This is a genomic window from Corynebacterium sp. Z-1, assembly GCF_031844665.1.
Taxonomy (GTDB): domain Bacteria; phylum Actinomycetota; class Actinomycetes; order Mycobacteriales; family Mycobacteriaceae; genus Corynebacterium; species Corynebacterium sanguinis.
The window spans coordinates 1,636,991-1,656,845 of record NZ_CP134621.1 but is presented as its reverse complement, the minus strand read 5'-3'; the positions used below and the strand labels follow the sequence as shown (position 1 = coordinate 1,656,845).

Genomic DNA, 19,855 nt, shown 5'->3' with positions numbered 1-19,855 from the left:
CACACCCCAACCCCCCCACCCGTGCACACACGCACACAAGCAAAAGACACCAGGATCACAAGGAAACAACACACGTGCTGCCCCAGACACCCAACAGCATGCCAACAACTTCCCACACAACCACACCCAACCACCACAAAAAACAGCAGAGTAGGTGCCGGCCGTATGCGTTTTTGTTTGCTTCACACGGTTCATCACATATCAGTGCACACCAACACGTGGCGCACCCACACACCACCAACACGCATCACAGGCCCACCATCGAAGTAGCACCCCACGTGCCAGTAGCGGGTGTCTCCACAACTGGACATTTCATTTGAAAAACAGGTGGCAGGTACACACTCGGCACCTCAACCACCACACCACACACCCCAACACAGTCAGAATAAGTGTGGTGTGTAAAAAATATAAGCTCCTTAGAAAGGAGGTGATCCAGCCGCACCTTCCGGTACGGCTACCTTGTTACGACTTCGTCCCAATCGCCGATCCCACCTTCGACAGCTCCCTAACAGGTTTAGGCCACTGGCTTCGGGTGTTACCAACTTTCATGACGTGACGGGCGGTGTGTACAAGGCCCGGGAACGTATTCACCGCAGCGTTGCTGATCTGCGATTACTAGCGACTCCGACTTCATGGGGTCGAGTTGCAGACCCCAATCCGAACTACGACCGGCTTTAGAGCGATTAGCTTCACCTCACAGTGTCGCACACGCGTTGTACCGACCATTGTAGCATGTGTGAAGCCCTGGACATAAGGGGCATGATGATTTGACGTCATCCCCACCTTCCTCCGAGTTAACCCCGGCAGTCTCTCATGAGTCCCCACCATCACGTGCTGGCAACATAAGACAAGGGTTGCGCTCGTTGCGGGACTTAACCCAACATCTCACGACACGAGCTGACGACAACCATGCACCACCTGTACACCAACCACAAGGGAAAACGCATCTCTGCGCCGATCTGGTGTATGTCAAGCCCAGGTAAGGTTCTTCGCGTTGCATCGAATTAATCCACATGCTCCGCCGCTTGTGCGGGCCCCCGTCAATTCCTTTGAGTTTTAGCCTTGCGGCCGTACTCCCCAGGCGGGGCGCTTAATGCGTTAGCTACGGCACGAACCCCGTGGAAGGGACTCACACCTAGCGCCCACCGTTTACGGCATGGACTACCAGGGTATCTAATCCTGTTCGCTACCCATGCTTTCGCTCCTCAGCGTCAGTTACTGCCCAGAGACCTGCCTTCGCCATCGGTGTTCCTCCTGATATCTGCGCATTTCACCGCTACACCAGGAATTCCAGTCTCCCCTACAGCACTCAAGTTATGCCCGTATCGCCTGCCATCCCACAGTTAAGCCGTGGACTTACACAAACGACGCGACAAACCACCTACGAGCTCTTTACGCCCAGTAATTCCGGACAACGCTCGCACCCTACGTATTACCGCGGCTGCTGGCACGTAGTTAGCCGGTGCTTCTTATCCAGGTACCGTCACTTTCGCTTCGTCCCTGACGAAAGGAGTTTACAACCCGAAGGCCGTCATCCCCCACGCGGCGTCGCTGCATCAGGCTTGCGCCCATTGTGCAATATTCCCCACTGCTGCCTCCCGTAGGAGTCTGGGCCGTATCTCAGTCCCAATGTGGCCGTACACCCTCTCAGGCCGGCTACCCGTCGACGCCTTGGTAGGCCATTACCCCACCAACAAGCTGATAGGCCGCGAGCTCATCCCATACCGCAAAAGCTTTCCAACCACACACCCACATGTGATTCCTATCCGGTATTAGACCCAGTTTCCCAAGCTTATCCCGAAGTACAGGGCAGATCACCCACGTGTTACTCACCCGTTCGCCACTCGAGTACCACAGCAAGCTGTGGCCTTTCCGTTCGACTTGCATGTGTTAAGCACGCCGCCAGCGTTCATCCTGAGCCAGGATCAAACTCTCCACAAAAAAGAAGAAATTCAGAACTCGTGAAAAGCCCAAACCCAACAAAAACAAACCACACCACCCCACAAAAAAACCTGTAAGGCAGTACTGGCAAAACCTTCAATTCAAAAATATTTACCGTGCAACCCCAACACAGACCATGCGCATCCGACGAGGAAAACCACACAACCCATGCATCAAACAAGGCCACACCCGCGATTCATTACGATCAAACCGCACACCATGACACAAAACGTGCGCCACAGGGTGACATCGCCATCAAAGGTTCACGACACCACCACCAGCACACACCCACCCACACAAAAATGCAGGCCAGGCACGCCACAATGCACACCACAACAAACCACAAACAAAAACAAAAAAGTACATTGGCACACTATCGAGTTCTCACACAACACACCCGCAGTCACAACAACAACCGCGGAAAAATGAATCTACACAACCACCCAACACAAAGTCAAACAGCTATGAAATTCACCCACCACCAGAAGTTAACCCAAGAGCAACCTCAACAAGCAGCGGAACAAAACCATAACCACCCCACCCCACACAACACAAATCCCCAGTACAAAGGGGTTAAGATCGAGCGACGCTAGACGCGCTTAACGCCGGCGAAGTTCTTCTTGCCTCGCCGCAGCACAAGCCAGCGCCCGTGGAGGAAGTCCTCACTCGCCGGGACGAAGTCCTCGGACTCCACGCGTTCGTTGTTTGCGTACACGCCGCCCTCCTTAATCGAGCGGCGCGCCGCTCCCTTGGAGTCAGCGAGGCCCGCCCCAACAAGCAGGTCAACGATTGTTTCCCCGGCATCGGCGGGCGTTTCGTACACCTGCGTCTCTGAGACGGCCGATGCAAGGGTTCGCTCGTTAAGCTCGCGGAGGTCAGCGCGCCCGAACAGGGCCTGGGCCGCGAGCTCGGCTCCACGCGTCGCCTCCGGTCCGTGGACGAGGTCGGTCATCTCTTGAGCCAGGCGGATCTGCGCCTCGCGCTTGAACGGGCGCTCCGCAACCTCGGTCTCCAGACGCGAAAGCTCTTCCTTGTCGAGGAAGGTGAACCACCGCAGGTAGCGGATCACGTCGGCGTCGGCCGTGTTCACGAAGTACTGGTACCAGGTGTACGGCGAGGTCATCTCGGGATCGAGCCAGAGCGAACCGCCGCCTGTGGACTTTCCAAACTTCTTGCCTTCGGAGTCCGTCACCAGAGGAACCGTCAGGGCGTGCACCTGCGCGCCGTCCATCCGACGGTTGAGGTCGACACCGCCGACCAAGTTCCCCCACTGATCCCCGCCGCCGATCTGCAGAACACAGTCGTGGTTGCGACGCAGTTGAACGAAGTCGTTCGCCTGCAGGAGCATGTAGGAGAATTCGGTGTAGGAAATGCCGTCGTTTTCCAGGCGCCGCTTTACCGTGTCGCGGCTGAGCATGGTCGATAGGGAGAAGTGCTTGCCCACGTCGCGTAGGAACGTGATCACGCTCATGTCGGCCGTCCAGTCATTGTTGTTGACCAGCATCGCGCCGTTATCGCCGTCGAAATTGACAAAGCGCGACAGCTGCCCCGAGATGCACTGCGCCCAATCGGCGACCGTGTCATCCGAGTTCATGGAGCGCTCGCCCACGTCGCGCGGGTCGCCGATCTTGCCCGTTGCTCCCCCGGCGAGGACGATCGGCCGGTGGCCCGCCATCTGGAAACGGCGCAGCATGAGCAGCGGGACGAGGTGCCCCGCATGCAGCGACGGCCCGGTCGGGTCGAACCCGCAGTACAGCGTGATCGGGTTGCGCGTCTCCTCGCGGAGATTGTCCAAGTCGGTGGACTGGTTGATCAGCCCTCGCCACTCGAGTTCGGCGATGATGTCCGTATGCGTTGACATGGAGTTTTGGGGGATCCTTCTAGACTGCGGCCGCGCTTAGCGGGCCGGGTACGTTTGGGCTTCGTCGATAAGCAGGACCGGGATGCCGTCGTCAATGCGATAGGCAACCCCCAGACGCTCGTTGACGAGCAGCTGCTCGGCGTCCTTGTAGACGAGTGGCCCCTTGTCCTGCGGGCACGCGAGGACGTCGAGAAGCTTGGGATCGAGACTCATGGCCGTCATCCTACTTAAAAGTCGCGCACTGGGGCCTGGGCCCACTGGCGGTGGTCGCGCGCGGCGTCGACGACTCGCTGCCGCTGCTCCTCCACCCGTGGCCTCGCTGTTCCCCCGCGGGTGCTGCGCGAGGCAACCGCCCCGTCGATGGTCAGCACCTCGCGGACCTCGGGCTTAAGCCGCGTGTCGACGCTCGCAAGCTCCTGATCCGTCAGCTCATCGAGGCCCACTCCCCTGGACTCGGCAAGGCGAACGCACGCTCCGGAGGCCTCGTGCGCCTCGCGGAACGGCACGCCCTGGCGCACCATCCACTCCGCCAGGTCGGTGGCGAGGGTGTAGCCGGCAGGCGCTAGCTCGCGCATCCGCTCCTCGTGGAAGGTCAGGGTGGACACCAGCCCGGTCAGCGCGGGCAATAGCAGCCGAAGCTGGGCCACGGAGTCGATCACCGGCTCCTTGTCTTCCTGCAGGTCACGGTTGTACGCGAGCGGCATCGCCTTGAGCGTCGCCATCAATCCGGCGAGGTTGCCAATGAGGCGACCGGACTTGCCGCGCGCGAGCTCGGCGACGTCGGGGTTTTTCTTCTGAGGCATGATGGAGGATCCGGTGGACCAGGCGTCGTCAAGCGTGACGTAACCAAACTCCGGAGTCGACCACGCGATGATCTCTTCCGACAGGCGCGAGATGTCAACGGCGATCTGAGCCAAGACGAACGCGGTCTCCGCGGCGAAATCGCGTGACGACGTCCCGTCCAGCGAGTTGTCACACGCGTCAGCGAAACCAAGCTCCTTGGCAACGGCCTCCGGATCCAGAGCGAGCGAGGACCCCGCCAGAGCACCCGAGCCGTAGGGCGAGATAGCTAGGCGCTTGTCCAGGTCGCGGATGCGCTCGAGGTCGCGCAGCAGGGGTTGTGCGTGAGCCAGCAGCGAGTGCGCGAGCAGGATCGGCTGCGCCGCCTGGAAGTGGGTCTTGCCCGGCATGATGGTATCGGGGTGAGCCGCTGCCTGGTCACTCAGCGCGTTGATCAGGTCTACGACCTCGAGCGCTATGTCGCGAACCGCGTCGCGGCACCACATCCGGAACATCGCCGCGACCTGGTCGTTGCGTGAGCGTCCAGCGCGCAGGCGGCCGCCCACCTCGGGCCCGACGCGGTCAATCAAACCGCGCTCCATCGCGCCGTGGACATCCTCATCCGTCGGCAGCGGCCCGAACGAACCGTTGGCCACGTCGCGGCCGAGATCGTCGAGACCGTCGAGCATCGTGCCCAAGTCGCGATCGGACAGCAGGCCTGCGCGGTGGAGCACCTTGGCGTGCGCTTTCGATGCGAGAACGTCGTAGGGGGCGAGCACCCAGTCGAAGTGAGTGGACACCGAAAGCGCAAACATCGCATCCGACGGGCCGCCGGAGAACCGGCCTCCCCAGAGGGCACCCTCGTTGGTCTTGTGCTGCTGCATCAACGCGCGCTTCCCCTACTTCCCGGCTTCGCGGTCGCGCTTGTTGGCGATCTGCGAGGACAGCCCGTGCAGGCGGACGAAGCCCTTGGCCAGGGTCTGGTCGAAGGTGTCTCCGGTGTCGTAGGTGGCCAGGTTGAAATCGTAGAGCGAGTGGTTGGAGCGTCGCCCGTTGACCGTTGCCGTGCCGGAGCTGAGCACCATGCGGATATCGCCGGTGACGTGCTCCTGGGTGGACTCGATAAACGCGTCCAGGGAGCGCTTCAGCGGGCCGAACCACAGGCCGTCGTAGACCTCCTCGGACCAGCGGGCGTCGATAAGCCGCTTGTAGCGCGCGAGCTCGCGCTCGACGGTGACGTCCTCAAGCGCCTTGTGGGCGGTGATCAGCGTCAGCGCGCCCGGCGCCTCGTAGACCTCGCGGGACTTGATGCCCACGAGGCGGTCCTCGACCATGTCGAGGCGGCCGATGCCCTGGGCGCCGGCGCGGCGGTTGAGCTCCTCGATGGCCTCGAGCACGGTGACCTGGCGGCCGTCGATGGCCACGGGCTTGCCGGACTCAAAGGAGATGATGACCTCGTCGGGGGCGTTGCCGATCGCCGGGTCCTCGGTGTAGGCGTAGAGGTCCTTGGTCGGCGGGTTCCACAGGTCCTCGAGGAAGCCGGTTTCCACCGCGCGGCCCCACACGTTCTGGTCGATGGAGAACGGCGACGCCGCGGACTGCTCGATCGGCAGGTCCTTGGCCTCGGCGTACTCAATCGCCTTGTCGCGGGTCCAGGCGTAGTCGCGCGCGGGTGCAACGATCTCCAGGTCTGGGTCCTGGTTGAGGAAGCCGACCTCGAAGCGAACCTGGTCGTTGCCCTTGCCGGTGCAGCCGTGGGCGACGTGGGTGCCGCCGTGCTGCTGCGCGGCCTCGACGAGGTGCTTCACAATCAGCGGCCGCGAGATTGCGGAAACCAGCGGGTACTCGTTCATGTACAGGCCGTTGGCCTTGATCGTCGGCAGGCAGTACTCGTCGGCGAACTCATCTTTGGCGTCAATCACGATCGACTCAGCCGCGCCACAGTCCAACGCGCGCTGGCGCACGGATTCCATGTCCTCGCCGCCCTGTCCGAGATCGAGGGCAACTGCGATGACCTCGCCGCCGATCATCTCACCGAGGTACGGGATGGCGACCGAGGTATCGAGGCCGCCCGAGTATGCGAGCACAACGCGGTTAGTCATGAGCTGAAATCTCCTTGTGATAGTTAAAGCTTTGTGTTTAGGTTACCCGCCGCCCAGACACGGGCGGCGCGGCGGGAGCCTAGATGGCTCCGCCGGGGATAAAGAGTTTCTCTGCGAGGTCTTTGCCGGCCGCAGGTTCGCGGGCGAGAACGAAGATCGTGTCGTCTCCCGCGATGCTGCCGGCGACCTGTACGAGGCCGACGCGGTCGATGTAGCTGGCCAGATACTGCGCGGCCCCCGGCGGGGTGCGCAGCACGGCCATCGGGCCGGAGTGGTCGACGGAGACGACGAGCTCTTCGATCATCCGCCGCAGCTTCTCGCGCGGGCCGGTGACGGTGTCGCCCATCGCGTCGTGAAGCGAGCTGACCACGTAGAACGCTCTACCACCGTCGGAGGGCCGGATCTTTCGGGCGCCGAGCTCGTCGAGGTCGCGAGACAGAGTGGCCTGGGTGATATCGATGCCTTCGTCGTTGAGCAGCTCCGAGAGCTGCACCTGCGAGAACACGCGGGCCGTGCCGAGGATCTCCATGATCCTGGCCTGGCGCGCGGTGCGTGATACCGGTATCGCCATTACTGGTTCTCCAGCAACCACACCAGCAGGGCTTTCTGCGCGTGAAGCCGGTTTTCTGCTTCGTCGAACACGCGGGAGGCGGGACCATCGATGACCCCCGCCGTGACCTCGTTGCCGCGGTACGCGGGCAGGCAGTGCAGGAAGATCGCGCCCTCGCCCGCCCGATCCATCACGTCTTGGGTGACCTGGTACGGCAGGAACGGGGTACGGCGGTCCTTGCCGTCGTTTTCCATTCCCATGGACACCCACGTGTCCGTGATCACGACATCCGCCCCAGCGACGGCCTCTAGATCCGAGGTAATGCTCACCGTCGCCCCGGTTTCGGCGGCGCGAGTCTGCGCCCGGTCGATGAACTCCTGGCGCGGCAGGAACCCTTCGGGCCCAACAATCGCGATGTCCATGCCGGCGGTGGCGAAACCAATCATGTAGGAATTGGCCATGTTGTTGTCGCCATCGCCGAGGTAGACGGCCTTCTTTCCGCGCAGGCCCGCCGCGCCCTCGTCCGGGCAGAGGTTTTCAATGCAGGTTTGGAGATCGGCCAGGATCTGGCACGGGTGCAGGTCGTCGGATAGCGCGTTGACGATGGGAACCGTCGCCGTCTCTGCCATCGCGAGCAGGTTGGAGTGGGCGTAAGTCCGCCACACGATCGCCTCGACGTAGCGCGACAGCACAGCGGCGGTGTCCTGGTAGGTCTCGCCCTTGCCCATCTGCGAGCTGCCCGTCTCGGTGACAATGGCGTGCCCGCCAAGCTGCGCGATGCCCGCATCGAAGGAGAAGCGCGTGCGTGTCGACGTCTTGTCAAACAGCACGGCCACCGAAAGCGGGCCCTCGAGCGGGCGCCGCGATAGAGGCTCGCGCTTGAGCTGCGCGGCGAGTGCCAGCACCTCCGCCTGCTCGGCGGGCGTGAGGTCGTCGTCGGCGAGGAAGTGTCGGGTCATCAGTGTGTGTCTCCTTCGGTAGCGGCGGCGATCGAGGCCGCGATGCGGCTGGTGGCCTCGCGGATCTCGTCGTCAGTGATCACCAGTGGCGGGGTCAGGCGCAGCACGCTTGACGACGGCGCGTTGAGGATCACGCCGTGCTCAAATCCGGCGGCGACCGTCTCCTTGGCGATCTCGCGCTCCAGCACGACACCGAGCATCAGCCCCCGCCCGCGCACGGATTCCACGCCGTCGACGTCGGACACCAGCTCGCGCAGAAGCGCTCCCTTGCGCGCCACATCGGCGATGAAGGCGTCGTCCACGACGTCTAGAACAGCCAGCGCGGCGGCGCAGGCCACCGGGTTTCCGCCGAACGTCGTGCCGTGCGAGCCTGGTTGAAACAGCGCCGCGGCCCGGCCGCGGGCGATGGTGGCGCCGATGGGCAGTCCCCCGCCCAGGCCCTTGGCCATGGTGATCACGTCGGGAACCACGCAGGCGTGCTCGAAGGCGAAGAACGTGCCCGTGCGGCCGACACCGGTCTGTACCTCATCGGTAACCATGAGGATGCCGTGGTCGTCGCATAGCTCTCGCACGCCTTCGAGGAAGCCTTCGGGCGCGGGAATAACCCCCGTCTCGCCCTGCACCGGTTCTAAAAAGATAGCGGCGGTGTTCGCCGGGTCCATCTCCACGAGCGTGCGCAGGTAGTCGATGTCGCCGTAGGGGTAAAACTCCACGCCGGCGGGCAGCGGCTCGAAGGGCGCGCGTTTCGCCGGCTGGCCCGTGAGCGCCAGCGAGCCCATCGTGCGGCCGTGGAAGCCGTTGTGCGCGGCCAGCACCCGGCGGCGGCCAGTCAAGCGCGCAAGCTTGAACGCTGCCTCGTTTGCCTCTCCGCCTGAGTTGCAGAAGAAGACGCGCGCGCTGTCGTCGTCAAGCTTGGCCTTCAACCGCTGCCCGAGCTCCACCACGGGCTGGGAGGCGAAGAGGTTGGACACGTGGCCGAGGCTGGAGATTTGCCGGGTGACGGCGTCGATCACCGCGGGGTGGGCATGGCCGAGCGCGTTGACGGCGATGCCGGCGAGCATGTCAATGTGGCTGCGGCCCGCGGCGTCGGTGACGACCGCGCCGCGTCCGGAGGCGAGCTCAATCGGCGGCGTGCCGTAGTTGTTCATCAGGGCGTCGCCCCAGTTGTCTAGCGCGCTCATTGCACGTCCTTCCTGAAAACAGTGCCCGCGGGGTAGGTAGCGGCATCGTAGTCGTTCGGCAGGACCATCGTGCCGATCCCGCCCATGGTCAGAAGCTCGAGAATCACCGAGTGCGCGATGCGCCCGTCGATGACGTGGGCGGCCTTGACTCCCCCGCGCACCGCCGTGATGCACGCCTGCATCTTCGGGATCATCCCGGAGTCGAGCCCGGGCATCAGCGCCTCCAAGTCGCCCAGCTCGAGCTTGGACACCAGCGAGTCCTTATTCGGCCAGTCGGTGTACAGGCCTTCGACGTTCGTGAGCACGACCAGGCGCTCCGCGCCGATCGCGGCGGCCAGCTCGCCGGCAGCTTCGTCGGCGTTGATGTTGTAGACGTTTCCGTCGTCACCCGGGGCGATGCCACTGACCACCGGGATGCGACCCGCCTCGACGATGTCCATCACGGCGGACGGGTCGACGTCGACAATCGTGCCCACCAGCCCGATGTCGAGCTGCTCGCCGTCGCGCTCGATGAAGCGCTTCTTGGCACGGAACAGGCCGGCGTCCTCGCCGGAGGTGCCCACGGCATAGGGGCCGTAGGAGTTGATCTTGCCCAGCAGGTCGCGCCCCACCTGGCCGAACAGCACCATACGGACCACGTCGAGGATCTCCGGAGTGGTGACGCGGAAGCCACCAACGAAGTCGCCTCCTTCCAGCCCGAGCCGGGCCAGCATGGCGGAGATCTGCGGGCCGCCGCCGTGGACCACCACGGGCTTCGCGCCGACGGTGCGCAGAAAGACCATGTCGGCGGCGAATGCGGCCTTGAGCGACTCGTCGATCATGGCGTTGCCGCCGTACTTGACCACCACGATTTTGTCGCGGTAGTGCTGAAGCCACGGCAGCGCCTCGGCGAGGACGTAGGCGCGATCAGCGTTGCTTAAGCTGCGGGTAGGTGACACGTTGTTGCCCCTCTTAGGTGCTGTATGCGGAGTTGATTTCGACGTAGGCGTGCGACAGGTCCGTCGTGCGCACGGTCGCGGTGCCGGGCCCGCCGGTGCCCAGGTCAACGCGCACGTCGACGTCAGGGCCGGAAAGATCCACCTCGCGCGCCCCTTGCGCACCCGTGGAGTCGACGCACACCGCCTGCGAGTTGAAGTAGACGGAGATGCGCTCCGGATCCATATCGGCCTCCGCCATTCCCACGGCGGCGAGGACGCGGCCCCAGTTCGGGTCGGAGCCGAACATGGCGCACTTGAACAGGTTGTCCCGGCCCAGCGTGCGCGCGGCGTTGAGCGCCTGCTCGTCGCTGGTGGTGCCCTCGACCGTGATGGTGACTCGCTTGGTCACGCCCTCGGCGTCGGCCTGCATCTGCGCGGCGATGGACTCGCATACTTCGAGCACCGCGGCGTCGAGCTCCTCCTGGCTGGGGGTGATCCCGCTGGCGCCTGAGGCGAGCACGATCACGGTGTCGTTGGTGGAGGTCGACCCGTCGATATCGAGGGTGTCGAAGGTGACCTTGGAGGCCTTCTTCAAGGAGTCGGCGAGGGCCTGCGAGCTTGCCGACGCGTCCGTGGTCACGCACACCAGCATCGTGGCGAGCGAGGGGGCCATCATGCCCACCCCTTTGCCCATCGCCCCGACGGACCACCCGTCGCGCTCAGCGACGGCCTGCTTCGAAACCGTATCCGTGGTCATGATCGCCTCGGCGGCGGCCGGTCCCCCGTCGAGGCCACCGGTCTCCGCGTGCGCGGCGAGCTGCTCGATGCCGGCGCGAATCTTGTCCATCGGGAGAAGGTCGCCGATCAGTCCGGTGGAGCACACCGCGACGTCGGCCGCGTCGATGCCGAGCGCACGGCCCACCAGCTCGGCCTCTTCCCTGGCGTCACGGTCGCCCTGCGGCCCGTTGCACGCGTTAGCGTTGCCGGAGTTGAACACAACGGCCTTGAGCATGCCGTCGGCCACGGCCTCGCGCGAGACCTTCACAGGCGAGGCGACGACGCGGTTGCGCGTGAACACGGCTGCAGCGCCGAACTCGGGGCCCTCGTTGATCACCAGTGCCATGTCGGGCTTGCCCGACGCCTTGATGCCGGCCGTGGTGGCCGTGGCGCGAAAACCGCGCGGGGTGGTTATTCCCGTAGTTGTCATGGTGGGGGTCGTTTCTTTCGTTAGGGCGCGACAGCAGCGGTTGGCAGCCCGGCTGCCTCGTCCCACCCCAGCGCGATGTTCATGCACTGCACGGCGGCGCCAGCAGTGCCCTTGGTCAGGTTGTCGATCGCCGAGGTGATCAGCAGCTTGCCGGCTGCCTCGTCCACCTCAACTTGGATGTGACACATGTTGGTGCCTACGACGTTCTGGGTCTGCGGCTGGATCCCGGCCGGCAGAACCCAGATGAACTGCTCGTCGGCGTAGAACTCCGTAACCGCCTCGTGGGCGGACTCCGTGGTCACGCCCTCGCGCAGCGGCGCCGTAATAGTGGTGAGGATTCCGCGCGGCAGCGGTGCGAGCACCGGGGTGAAGCTCACCCGCACGTCTTCACCCGTGACCTCCCGGATGTTCTGGGCGATCTCCGGGGTGTGGCGGTGCCGACCCGCGGTGTTGTACGCCTTGAGCGAGCCCATGGTTTCAGAGCCCAGCAGGGACACCGCGGCCTTCTTGCCCGCACCGGACACACCGGTGATGGACACGATGCTTAAGTCCGGTTCAACCAACCCGCGGGCGATCGCGGGAAGGGCGCCCAGCGTAGCCCCCGTGGGAAAGCAGCCGGGCACTGCGACGCGGCGCGTACCTGCGAGAAGCTCGCGACGGCCCGGGATCTCCGGGATGCCGTAGGGCCAGTTCCCGGCGTGGTCGTTGCCGTAGTACTTCACCCAATCGGCTTCGTTGGTCAGCCGGAAGTCAGCCGCGCAGTCGAGCACGAGCGTGTCCTCCGGCAACTGCGTTGCAATTTCGGCGGAGTAGCCGTGCGGCAGGGCGAGGAAGACAACGTCATGGCCTTCGAGGTTGTCCGGCGTGGTCTTCATGATCATGCGATCCGCCAAGGAGGGCAGGTTGGGCATGAGCGCCGAGACCTTCTGACCCGAGTTACTATTGGCGGTCAGCGCGCCAATCTCGAGTTCACCGTTGTGGTAGGCGGGATGGTTGAGAAGAAGCCGGAGGATTTCCCCTCCGGCGTATCCCGTGGCACCTGCCACTGCTACTCTGAGTGTCATAGAAGCAGAATAGCAAAATATGCGCTCGGCAGCAAATTATACACGCATCTGCGCGCCGAACCTCTGCTGCGCGACACCCGCCGCCGCGAGCCGCGCCTGCGAGGCCTCATCTTCGGTCAACGTGCGATCAGGGGCGCGGAACACCAAACCGAACGCGAGCGACTTCTTGCCCTCGCCGAGGTGCTCCGAGCGGTAGACGTCGAAAAGCTTCACGCTTTCCACAAGCTCGCCCGCACCCTCTTCGACCGCGCGGCGCACATCCTCGGCCGCCACGCCATCATCTACGACGAGCGCGATGTCCTGGTTCAACGCCGGGAAAGACGACAGCACGGGTGCCGGCAGCACCTCATCGAGCGGCAGGGCTGCCAGGTCAATCTCCATCGCGCACGTCCGCGCCGGCAGCTCGAGCGCCTCGAGGATCTCCGGGTGCAGCTCACCGGCAAAGCCGACGGTGACGTCCCCAACCTTCAGCGCAGCGCAGCGGCCCGGGTGCCACGGCAGCTCGGCCGCGGCCTCCACGCGCAGATCGACACCGGCGGCGCGGGCCACGACGCGGGCGGACTCAATGGCGTCGGCCCACGTGTAGTCGCGGCCAGCGCCCAAGGGACCCGCGTGCTCCCACTGCCCCGCCGCCACCGTCGCGGCGTGCAGGTGCTGCTTCGGCAGAGAGTCGACGAGCTCGCGAATCGTCTCCTCGCTCGGCCGCGCCAACACGCTCGGCATCGGCGAGGACTCCGCTCGCTCTACCGCGACCTGCGCCACCGAGTACAGCGCCAGGTCGCGCCGGCCGCGCGCGACGTTGCGCCCGACCGCCTCCAGCATCGACGGCAACACCGTCGTGCCGATGAGCCCATAGTCCTTATCCAACGGGTTTTGCACGCGCACCGCTTTGCGACGCTCATCATCAGCCGCCAGCCCCCACACGTCGAACGTGTCGTTGGCAATGAACGGCGTCGGGATGACCTCCACGTAGCCCGAATACGCCAGGGCGTGCGTGACGGCGCGGCGGCGGCGCTGCAGCGGTGACAACCCGCGGCCACCGCGCGGGGCGGGAAGGATCAGCGGGATCTCGTCAAGCCCTTCGAGCCTGACGATCTCCTCAATCAAATCCACCGGCACGCTCAAGTCGGTGCGCCACGTCGGCGGGTACACGGTCAGCGTCTCGCCGTCGCCCTCGACGCGGCAGCCGACCTCCTCGAGGCGGCGCACGACCGTGGCGCGCGAGTAGTCAACGCCGATGATCGCACCCGGGCGCGAGACCTCCATCTCAATCGTCGGGCGCTCCTGCACATCGCCCACGAGCGTTCGCTTGTCGACGACCTCACCACCAGCAAACTCCACCAAGAGAGCGCACGCCACATCGAGGGCGACCTCGACCAGGGCGGGGTCGACGCCGCGCTCGAAGCGTCGAGAAGCTTCCGAGCTCAACTTGTGGTGGCGTGCCGAGCGCGCGACCGTCAGCGCGTCCCACGTGGCGGCCTCGAAGTAGACGTTAGTGGTCCTATCCGAGATCTCGGAGGTCGTGCCGCCCATGATCGCGGCGAGCGACTGGATGCCGTTGTCGTCGGAGATGACCACGTCGTTCGGGGTCAGGGTGCGCTTCGCGTGGTCGAGAGTCTCGAAGGTCTCGCCGCCGCTCGCGTTGTGCACGCGGAGGTTGCCGGCGACCTTGTCGGCGTCGAACGCGTGCATCGGCTGGCCGAGCAGCAGCATGACGTAGTTGGTTACATCCGTCGCGGCGTTAACGGAACGCACGCCGGACAGCATGAGGATGCGCTTGAGCCAGAACGGCGCCTGAGCCTTCGGGTCAATGCCCTCAACCTTGCGCAGGCCGAACCGCTGGGCCTTGGTTGACTCCTCGAGCGTGATGTCGATCAGCGCGCCGGTGGGGGCGGGAACGCGTGAGAGATCGATCCCCGCAACCGCCGGGTCGGTGGCGATATCGCGGTAGGCCAGGTCGAACGCGGCCGCCACCTCGCGGGTCAGGCCGCGCGCGGACAGGGCGTAACCGCGGTCCGGGGTGATATTGACCTCGAAGACGGTATCGGGCCCGCCAAGGACATCGCGCGCGTCCTCGCCCGGGCGCGCCGCGCCCTCTTCCAGCACGATGATGCCGTCGCTCTTCGCCGTGAACCCGAGCTCGGCTTCCGAGGCCATCATGCCATTGGAGATCTTGCCGTAGGTCTCGCGCGCGGCAATCGCGAACCCTCCCGGCAGGACGGCTCCCGGCAGCGACACCACAACGAGGTCGCCCTCGCTAAAGTTGCGCGCGCCGCAGACGATGCCCTGCGGCTCGCCGGTGCCGTTCGCCTCACCGACGTCGACCTGGCAGTAGCGGATCGGCTTCTTGAAGCCCTCGAGCTCCTCGATCTCCAGAACGCGGCCAATGACGAGCGGCCCGGTCGTCTCCGGCAGCGGCTCGAAGCCCTCCGTTTCAAACCCGACCCGCACGAAGCCGGCGTCGAGTTCCTCGGGCGACACCGACCAGTTGTCGTTTCCGGCGGCGCGCAGAAGCGTGGTAATCCACTGTTGGGAAATCAGCATTGTCTGCTCCTCGTTCGTCTTTTCTTCGCTGTCTTCGATTACCTTCTACGCCTGCACGCCGAACGGCAGGGTGAAACGGACATCGCCCTCGACCATGTCGCGCATGTCCGAGAGCCCGTTGCGGAACTGCAGCGTGCGCTCCAGCCCCATGCCGAACGCGAAACCGGAATACTCCTGCGGGTCGATGCCGACTGCGCGCAGCACGTTCGGGTTGACCATGCCGCAACCGCCCCACTCGATCCATCCGGCACCGCCCTTCTTGTTGGCGAACCAGACGTCCACCTCGGCCGAGGGCTCGGTGAACGGGAAGTAGTTCGTGCGCATGCGCGTCTTCGCTTCCGGGCCGAAGAGCACCTTCGCCAGGTGGTCGAGGGTGCCGCGCAGGTGGGCCATGGTCAGGCCCTTGTCCACGGCGAGGCCCTCGACCTGGTGGAAGACCGGGGTGTGGGTCGCGTCGAGCTCGTCGGTGCGGAACACCCGGCCCGGGCACGCGATGTAGACGGGAACGTCGCGCTCCAAAAGGGTGCGGACCTGTACTGGCGAGGTGTGGGTGCGCAGCACCTGGCGCGAGCCCTCAGTGCCGATGTAGAAGGTGTCCTGCAGCGTGCGCGCGGGGTGGTCCGGGATGAAGTTCAGCGCGTCGAAGTTAAAGTACTCCGCCTCGACCTCCGGGCCCTCGGCAACCTCCCAGCCCATCCCGAGGAAGATGTCGGCGATGTGCTCGGACAGGGCGGTGATCGGGTGCATCGCGCCGGTCTGGTGGCGCGTCGTGGACACCGTGACATCGACCTTCTCGTCCTTCAGGCGCTGCTCGCGGTACTCCGCCTCGCGCACCTCACGCACCTGCGCATACGCCTTTTCGACGCGCCCACGAGCCATGTTGACCAGCCGGCCCGTGTCTTTGCGCTGGTCCTTCGGCAGCTGCCCTAGCGCGCGGCGGGCCTGCGGAATAAACGCCTGCTCACCTAGGTGCGCGCGGTGCGCCTCCTCCAGCGTCGCGAGGTCGCTCGCCTGCTCAAAGGCGGCGATCGCAGCGTCGGCGGCGGCGTTCAGCGAGTTCTCGGACAGGTCTACAGACTCAGGATTGGCGGACACACTCGTCCCTTCTTAGGTCGACGGCTAAAACCGTTGTTTAGCTTACCTGCGGTCCCGACAACGCCTTCGAGGACTCCCACATGCACATCGCCGCGGCGGTCGCGAGGTTCAGCGACTCGGCGTGGCCGCGGATGGGGATGGAGACGCGGTGGTCGGCGGCGTCGATAAGCTCCTGCGGCAAGCCGTGGGCCTCGTTGCCGAACAGCCAGGCCGTCGGTTGCGCCACAACCTCCTGGGCGTCGTCGAGGCTGACCTCACCGCCCATTGTTGTCGCCGCGAGACTCAGACCGGCCGCGCGCAGCTGGCCGATGACGTCCGAGACGTTGCGCTCGCGCGCGACAGGCAAGTGGAAAATCGACCCAGCCGAGGCGCGAACCGCCTTGCTTGACTCGGGGTCGACGGTATCGCCGGCGAAGATCACTGCGTCCGCGCCGCACACGTCCGCAATGCGGATCAGCGTCCCGGCGTTTCCCGGGTCGTTGGTTTCCACGCACACCGCGACCAGCCGCGGGCCGCCGCGCAGAGCCTTGCCGACGGACCACAGCACCGGCGTGCACACCGCGAAGATACCCGTCGTGCTGACGGTGTCCGCCAGGTGGCGGGCAGCCGCGTCGGTAATCGCGTGCGCGTAAACGTCCATGTACTCCGCTGTGGTGAGGATCTCCGCGAACTCCACGGCCGCGGACTCGGTGACAAACACGTCCGTCGCTGCGCCCGTGGCCACGGCCGCCTCCACCGAGTTCGCTCCCTCGACGATGAAGCGCCCCGCCTTCTTGCGCGCCGCCGCGCGGTGCAGCTTCGCCGCGTTGACGACGCGCGGGGTGCGTTCCGTAAAAGCCTGAGTGAAGTCGAGTGCCATGGGCATTAACAGTACAGAAGCCGACACAGCACGAAACCCGCCGCGGCGCGTTCCTGTTGAAGGGAAGGCGCCGGGCGGGCGTCGTTTAAGCGAAATGCTCTTACGCGGCGTTGACCGGAGCGTTAACGTCCTCCGGGAGGGCGTTCTTCGCGACCTCGCAGATGGCGGAGAAGGTAGCGAAGTCGTTGACGGCGAGATCGGCGAGGATCTTGCGGTCGACCTCAACCTCAGCCAGCTTCAGACCGTGGATGAGGCGGTTGTAGGTGATGTCGTTCATGCGGGCTGCAGCGTTGATGCGCTGGATCCACAGCTTGCGGAACTCGCTCTTGCGCTTGCGGCGGTCGCGGTAAGCGTAGGTCTGGGAGTGCAGCCACTGCTCCTTCGCCTTGCGGTACAGGCGGGAGCGCTGGCCGCGGTAGCCCTTGGCCGACTTGAGAATCGCGCGGCGCTTCTTCTTGGCGTTAACTGAACGCTTGACACGTGCCATGAATCAATACTTCCTTGTCTTATCTGTGAAAAAGTTCTGGTTCTACGTGAGTGGCAGGTGACTTACGCCTTGCCGAGGAGGCGCTTCATGCGCTTGACGTCAGCCGGGGCGACGTCGGTGGTGCCGGACAGCTTGCGGCGGCGCTTCGAGGACAGGCCCTCGTTAAGGTGGCGCTTACCGGCCTGCTCGCGGCGCAGCTTGCCGGAACCGGAGATCTTGATGCGCTTGGCGGTGCCCTTGTGGGTCTTCTGCTTCATTGTGAAAGCCCTTCGAGTCGAAAACGAATTATCTACTTCTTAGCCTTGCGGGAGGGCCCGAAGACCATCGTCATGTTGCGGCCGTCCTGCTTCGGACGGGACTCCACTACACCGAGCTCGCCGATGTCGTCTGCGAGACGCTCGAGGAGGCGGTAGCCGAGCTCCGGTCGCGACTGCTCGCGGCCGCGGAACATGATGGTGACCTTGACCTTGTTGCCCTTCTCCAGGAAGCGCTCAACATTGGCCTTCTTAGTCAGGTAGTCGTGCTCATCGATCTTCGGTCGGAACTTCTGCTCCTTGACCACCGTCTGCTGCTGGTTCTTGCGGGCCTCGCGGGCCTTTTGATCCTGCTCGTACTTAAACTTGCCGTAGTCCATGATCTTGCACACCGGCGGCTTCGCGTTGGGAGCCACTTCGACAAGATCGAGGTCTGCTTCGTAAGCCAGCTTGCGGGCGTCGTCCGTACGGACAATGCCAACCTGCTCGCCGGAGGGACCGACGAGGCGAACTTCGGGAACGCGGATGCGTTCATTGATACGAGTGTCAGCGCTGATGAGAACTCCTAAGTCCTAGAAACAATGTTGATCGCTACCGAACCACCAGTGGCATGCGTCTCCCCCACACGAAAAAACCCGCGCCACCTAGATGAGGTGGTGCGGGAGCTCTTCCACACAGCACAGTGATAGATCACTGCGCTACGCTTTACCCTTTACCAACCGGTTGACCGGCGGCCTGGGGTGGGAGTGACTCCACTTGCGGCTCGGGAACCACATAAATGTGACCCCAAGCGGTAGTGCACGCCACCTTATCACCCGTGGGTGCAATCAACCAAATCTGACTATTGCACGGCTAACGGCTACGCTACTGCGAGTGCAAGATTCTCCTGTCTCGAGCTCCAAGAACGTGAACTGGAAAATCGCCGCCCTCGGCGTCCTCGCGATTGTTCTCACCCTGGCCGTTACCCCTATGACGTGGCAGCAGCTGGCGGTGAACCTCACTGCGGTAGCCCTCCTGGCTTCCGCTCAGCGTTGGCCTATCGCTTCGGGAATTATCATGATCGGCCTCTTCATCTTTATTTCCGCAGCTGAAGAGGTTCGCAGTCTTACCATGATCCTTTCGGCCCCGTTCTTGGTATCTCTAGTTGCCATGGTCGGCAGGCCTAGAGCGGCTGCGGCGTTTGCGATTGCGATTGGGTACATTAGCGCAACCAGCCCCTTCACCGGCCGGTGGGTGCCCAATGACTTCACTGGTGTGGCGATATTTTTCGTCGCTCTAGCAGCGGGCTGGTGGGGCGGAATCTATCTTCGCCGATTACGCCTACAGCACGCCGCGAACCAACAGCGTCTCCGTGACGACATGGAGGAGCGCCGCGAACGCCTCGCCCAAGCGCTCCACGACTCGGTGGCGACGACTCTGACGTCTGTGGTGATGCGCGCTGAGACGCTCGCGCTGACCTCCTCGGGCAACGACGATGCCCGTGAAACCGCGGAAAACATCGCCGATGAAACCCGCCAGGCGATGCAGGAAGTACGCCACCTGCTGCACTTCATGAAGGAGGACGATGGTGTCTCCCCCGCACCGTTGAACCGCACTATCGGCGAGCAGGTCTCCGTGACAACCCGCCTGCTGGAAAGCCACGGCTTCAAAGTCGAAGGAGCCGAGGCGGCGAAGGCGTGCCGATGGTCTTTCCCCCCTGGCTTCGAGCAGGTATTCACTGAGCTTTCCACGAACGCCATTAAATACGCCGAACCGGGCTCCGTCATCGAGCTGAAGATCCGCAAGACTGAGACGACCCTGAGCTGCAGCATGGCGAATTCCATGCGTCCCGGCAGGGGCCCATCTCACATGTCGTCTCGTCTCGGCCTACGAGAGTCGCGCGCACTCGTCGCCCGCCACAACGGGACTTTCAAAGCGAGCCGAGTTGGCGACCAATGGGTCGCGGAGTTCACGGTGCCCGAGCATTCCTTGCGACGCTAAACCCGAAAGGGTGGGTACTTTAGTACCCAATTTGCGTCGGGGACCCCCGAAAGTACTGAAGATGGGCCAAGATA

At 64.2% G+C, this 19,855-nt stretch carries 17 protein-coding genes and 1 rRNA gene; 1 reads left to right on the top strand and 17 read right to left on the bottom strand.

Annotated features, from left to right (window positions below):
* Nucleotides 1–420: 420 nt before the first annotated feature.
* The 17 genes from RIU96_RS08065 to infC all read right to left on the bottom strand — a co-directional run bounded on the left by RIU96_RS08065 (nt 421) and on the right by infC (nt 18,358).
* Nucleotides 421–1,941 (bottom strand): 16S ribosomal RNA (locus tag RIU96_RS08065).
* Nucleotides 1,942–2,530: 589 nt separating this feature from the next.
* The gene (tyrS, locus tag RIU96_RS08060; protein ID WP_311204875.1) at nt 2,531–3,802 is read right to left on the bottom strand and encodes a tyrosine--tRNA ligase; all 1,272 of its coding nucleotides are present in this window, start codon (nt 3,800–3,802) and stop codon (nt 2,531–2,533) included.
* A gap of 36 nt (nt 3,803–3,838) precedes the next feature.
* Complete coding sequence (locus RIU96_RS08055; protein ID WP_181730025.1) at nt 3,839–4,024, bottom strand: Trm112 family protein; 186 nt, start codon at nt 4,022–4,024, stop codon at nt 3,839–3,841.
* 5 nt (nt 4,025–4,029) lie between these two features.
* Nucleotides 4,030–5,466 carry an argininosuccinate lyase gene (gene argH / locus RIU96_RS08050; RefSeq protein WP_136651829.1) on the bottom strand — a complete coding sequence of 479 codons (1,437 nt, stop codon included), beginning with the start codon at nt 5,464–5,466 and terminating at the stop codon, nt 4,030–4,032.
* A gap of 15 nt (nt 5,467–5,481) precedes the next feature.
* A complete protein-coding gene (locus RIU96_RS08045; protein ID WP_136651828.1) occupies nt 5,482–6,684 on the bottom strand; it encodes an argininosuccinate synthase in 1,203 nt (400 codons plus the stop codon).
* A gap of 79 nt (nt 6,685–6,763) precedes the next feature.
* Complete coding sequence (locus RIU96_RS08040) at nt 6,764–7,255, bottom strand: arginine repressor (protein ID WP_311204874.1); 492 nt, start codon at nt 7,253–7,255, stop codon at nt 6,764–6,766.
* On the bottom strand, nt 7,255–8,193 hold the full coding sequence (argF, locus tag RIU96_RS08035; RefSeq protein WP_136651826.1) for an ornithine carbamoyltransferase: 939 nt from the start codon (nt 8,191–8,193) through the stop codon (nt 7,255–7,257). Before argF ends, RIU96_RS08040 begins: the two co-directional genes overlap by 1 nt.
* Entirely contained in the window at nt 8,193–9,374 is a 1,182-nt protein-coding gene (locus RIU96_RS08030) for an acetylornithine transaminase (protein WP_136651825.1), read from the bottom strand. The genes argF and RIU96_RS08030 overlap by 1 nt, the downstream gene beginning before the upstream one ends.
* Nucleotides 9,371–10,312, bottom strand: a complete 942-nt coding sequence (gene argB / locus RIU96_RS08025) for an acetylglutamate kinase (protein ID WP_136651824.1) — start codon at nt 10,310–10,312, stop codon at nt 9,371–9,373. The genes RIU96_RS08030 and argB overlap by 4 nt, the downstream gene beginning before the upstream one ends.
* Nucleotides 10,313–10,325: 13 nt before the next feature.
* Nucleotides 10,326–11,498, bottom strand: a complete 1,173-nt coding sequence (gene argJ, locus RIU96_RS08020) for a bifunctional glutamate N-acetyltransferase/amino-acid acetyltransferase ArgJ (protein WP_144318313.1) — start codon at nt 11,496–11,498, stop codon at nt 10,326–10,328.
* Between the two features lie 20 nt (nt 11,499–11,518).
* Nucleotides 11,519–12,562, bottom strand: coding sequence for an N-acetyl-gamma-glutamyl-phosphate reductase (argC, locus tag RIU96_RS08015; protein ID WP_311204873.1), 1,044 nt, complete (start codon nt 12,560–12,562; stop codon nt 11,519–11,521).
* Between the two features lie 36 nt (nt 12,563–12,598).
* Nucleotides 12,599–15,106: a phenylalanine--tRNA ligase subunit beta gene (gene pheT / locus RIU96_RS08010; protein ID WP_311204872.1), complete on the bottom strand. Its 2,508-nt coding sequence runs from the start codon at nt 15,104–15,106 to the stop codon at nt 12,599–12,601.
* Between the two features lie 45 nt (nt 15,107–15,151).
* Nucleotides 15,152–16,201, bottom strand: coding sequence for a phenylalanine--tRNA ligase subunit alpha (pheS, locus tag RIU96_RS08005; RefSeq protein ID WP_311204871.1), 1,050 nt, complete (start codon nt 16,199–16,201; stop codon nt 15,152–15,154).
* Between the two features lie 37 nt (nt 16,202–16,238).
* Entirely contained in the window at nt 16,239–17,060 is an 822-nt protein-coding gene (locus RIU96_RS08000; RefSeq protein ID WP_144741996.1) for a TrmH family RNA methyltransferase, read from the bottom strand.
* Between the two features lie 100 nt (nt 17,061–17,160).
* Nucleotides 17,161–17,547: a 50S ribosomal protein L20 gene (gene rplT / locus RIU96_RS07995; RefSeq protein WP_136651818.1), complete on the bottom strand. Its 387-nt coding sequence runs from the start codon at nt 17,545–17,547 to the stop codon at nt 17,161–17,163.
* 62 nt (nt 17,548–17,609) lie between these two features.
* Complete coding sequence (rpmI, locus tag RIU96_RS07990) at nt 17,610–17,804, bottom strand: 50S ribosomal protein L35 (RefSeq protein WP_006840931.1); 195 nt, start codon at nt 17,802–17,804, stop codon at nt 17,610–17,612.
* A 32-nt stretch (nt 17,805–17,836) separates the two neighbouring features.
* Nucleotides 17,837–18,358, bottom strand: a complete 522-nt coding sequence (infC, locus tag RIU96_RS07985; RefSeq protein WP_136651817.1) for a translation initiation factor IF-3 — start codon at nt 18,356–18,358, stop codon at nt 17,837–17,839.
* 316 nt (nt 18,359–18,674) lie between these two features.
* On the opposite strand from infC, the gene RIU96_RS07980 reads away from it, so the two are divergent.
* Nucleotides 18,675–19,781: a sensor histidine kinase gene (locus RIU96_RS07980; RefSeq protein WP_259896850.1), complete on the top strand. Its 1,107-nt coding sequence runs from the start codon at nt 18,675–18,677 to the stop codon at nt 19,779–19,781.
* Nucleotides 19,782–19,855: the final 74 nt, after the last annotated feature.

Coding starts and splice junctions, on each gene's coding strand:
- tyrS (WP_311204875.1), bottom strand. CDS start 3,802: ATGTCAACGCATACGGACATCATCGCCGAACTCGAGTGGCGAGGGCTG.
- argH (WP_136651829.1), bottom strand. CDS start 5,466: ATGCAGCAGCACAAGACCAACGAGGGTGCCCTCTGGGGAGGCCGGTTC.
- rplT (WP_136651818.1), bottom strand. CDS start 17,547: ATGGCACGTGTCAAGCGTTCAGTTAACGCCAAGAAGAAGCGCCGCGCG.
- RIU96_RS08000 (WP_144741996.1), bottom strand. CDS start 17,060: ATGGCACTCGACTTCACTCAGGCTTTTACGGAACGCACCCCGCGCGTC.
- RIU96_RS08040 (WP_311204874.1), bottom strand. CDS start 7,255: ATGGCGATACCGGTATCACGCACCGCGCGCCAGGCCAGGATCATGGAG.
- argJ (WP_144318313.1), bottom strand. CDS start 11,498: ATGACAACTACGGGAATAACCACCCCGCGCGGTTTTCGCGCCACGGCC.
- RIU96_RS08055 (WP_181730025.1), bottom strand. CDS start 4,024: ATGACGGCCATGAGTCTCGATCCCAAGCTTCTCGACGTCCTCGCGTGC.
- RIU96_RS08045 (WP_136651828.1), bottom strand. CDS start 6,684: ATGACTAACCGCGTTGTGCTCGCATACTCGGGCGGCCTCGATACCTCG.
- argF (WP_136651826.1), bottom strand. CDS start 8,193: ATGACCCGACACTTCCTCGCCGACGACGACCTCACGCCCGCCGAGCAG.
- argC (WP_311204873.1), bottom strand. CDS start 12,562: ATGACACTCAGAGTAGCAGTGGCAGGTGCCACGGGATACGCCGGAGGG.
- RIU96_RS08030 (WP_136651825.1), bottom strand. CDS start 9,374: ATGAGCGCGCTAGACAACTGGGGCGACGCCCTGATGAACAACTACGGC.
- rpmI (WP_006840931.1), bottom strand. CDS start 17,804: ATGAAGCAGAAGACCCACAAGGGCACCGCCAAGCGCATCAAGATCTCC.
- pheT (WP_311204872.1), bottom strand. CDS start 15,106: ATGCTGATTTCCCAACAGTGGATTACCACGCTTCTGCGCGCCGCCGGA.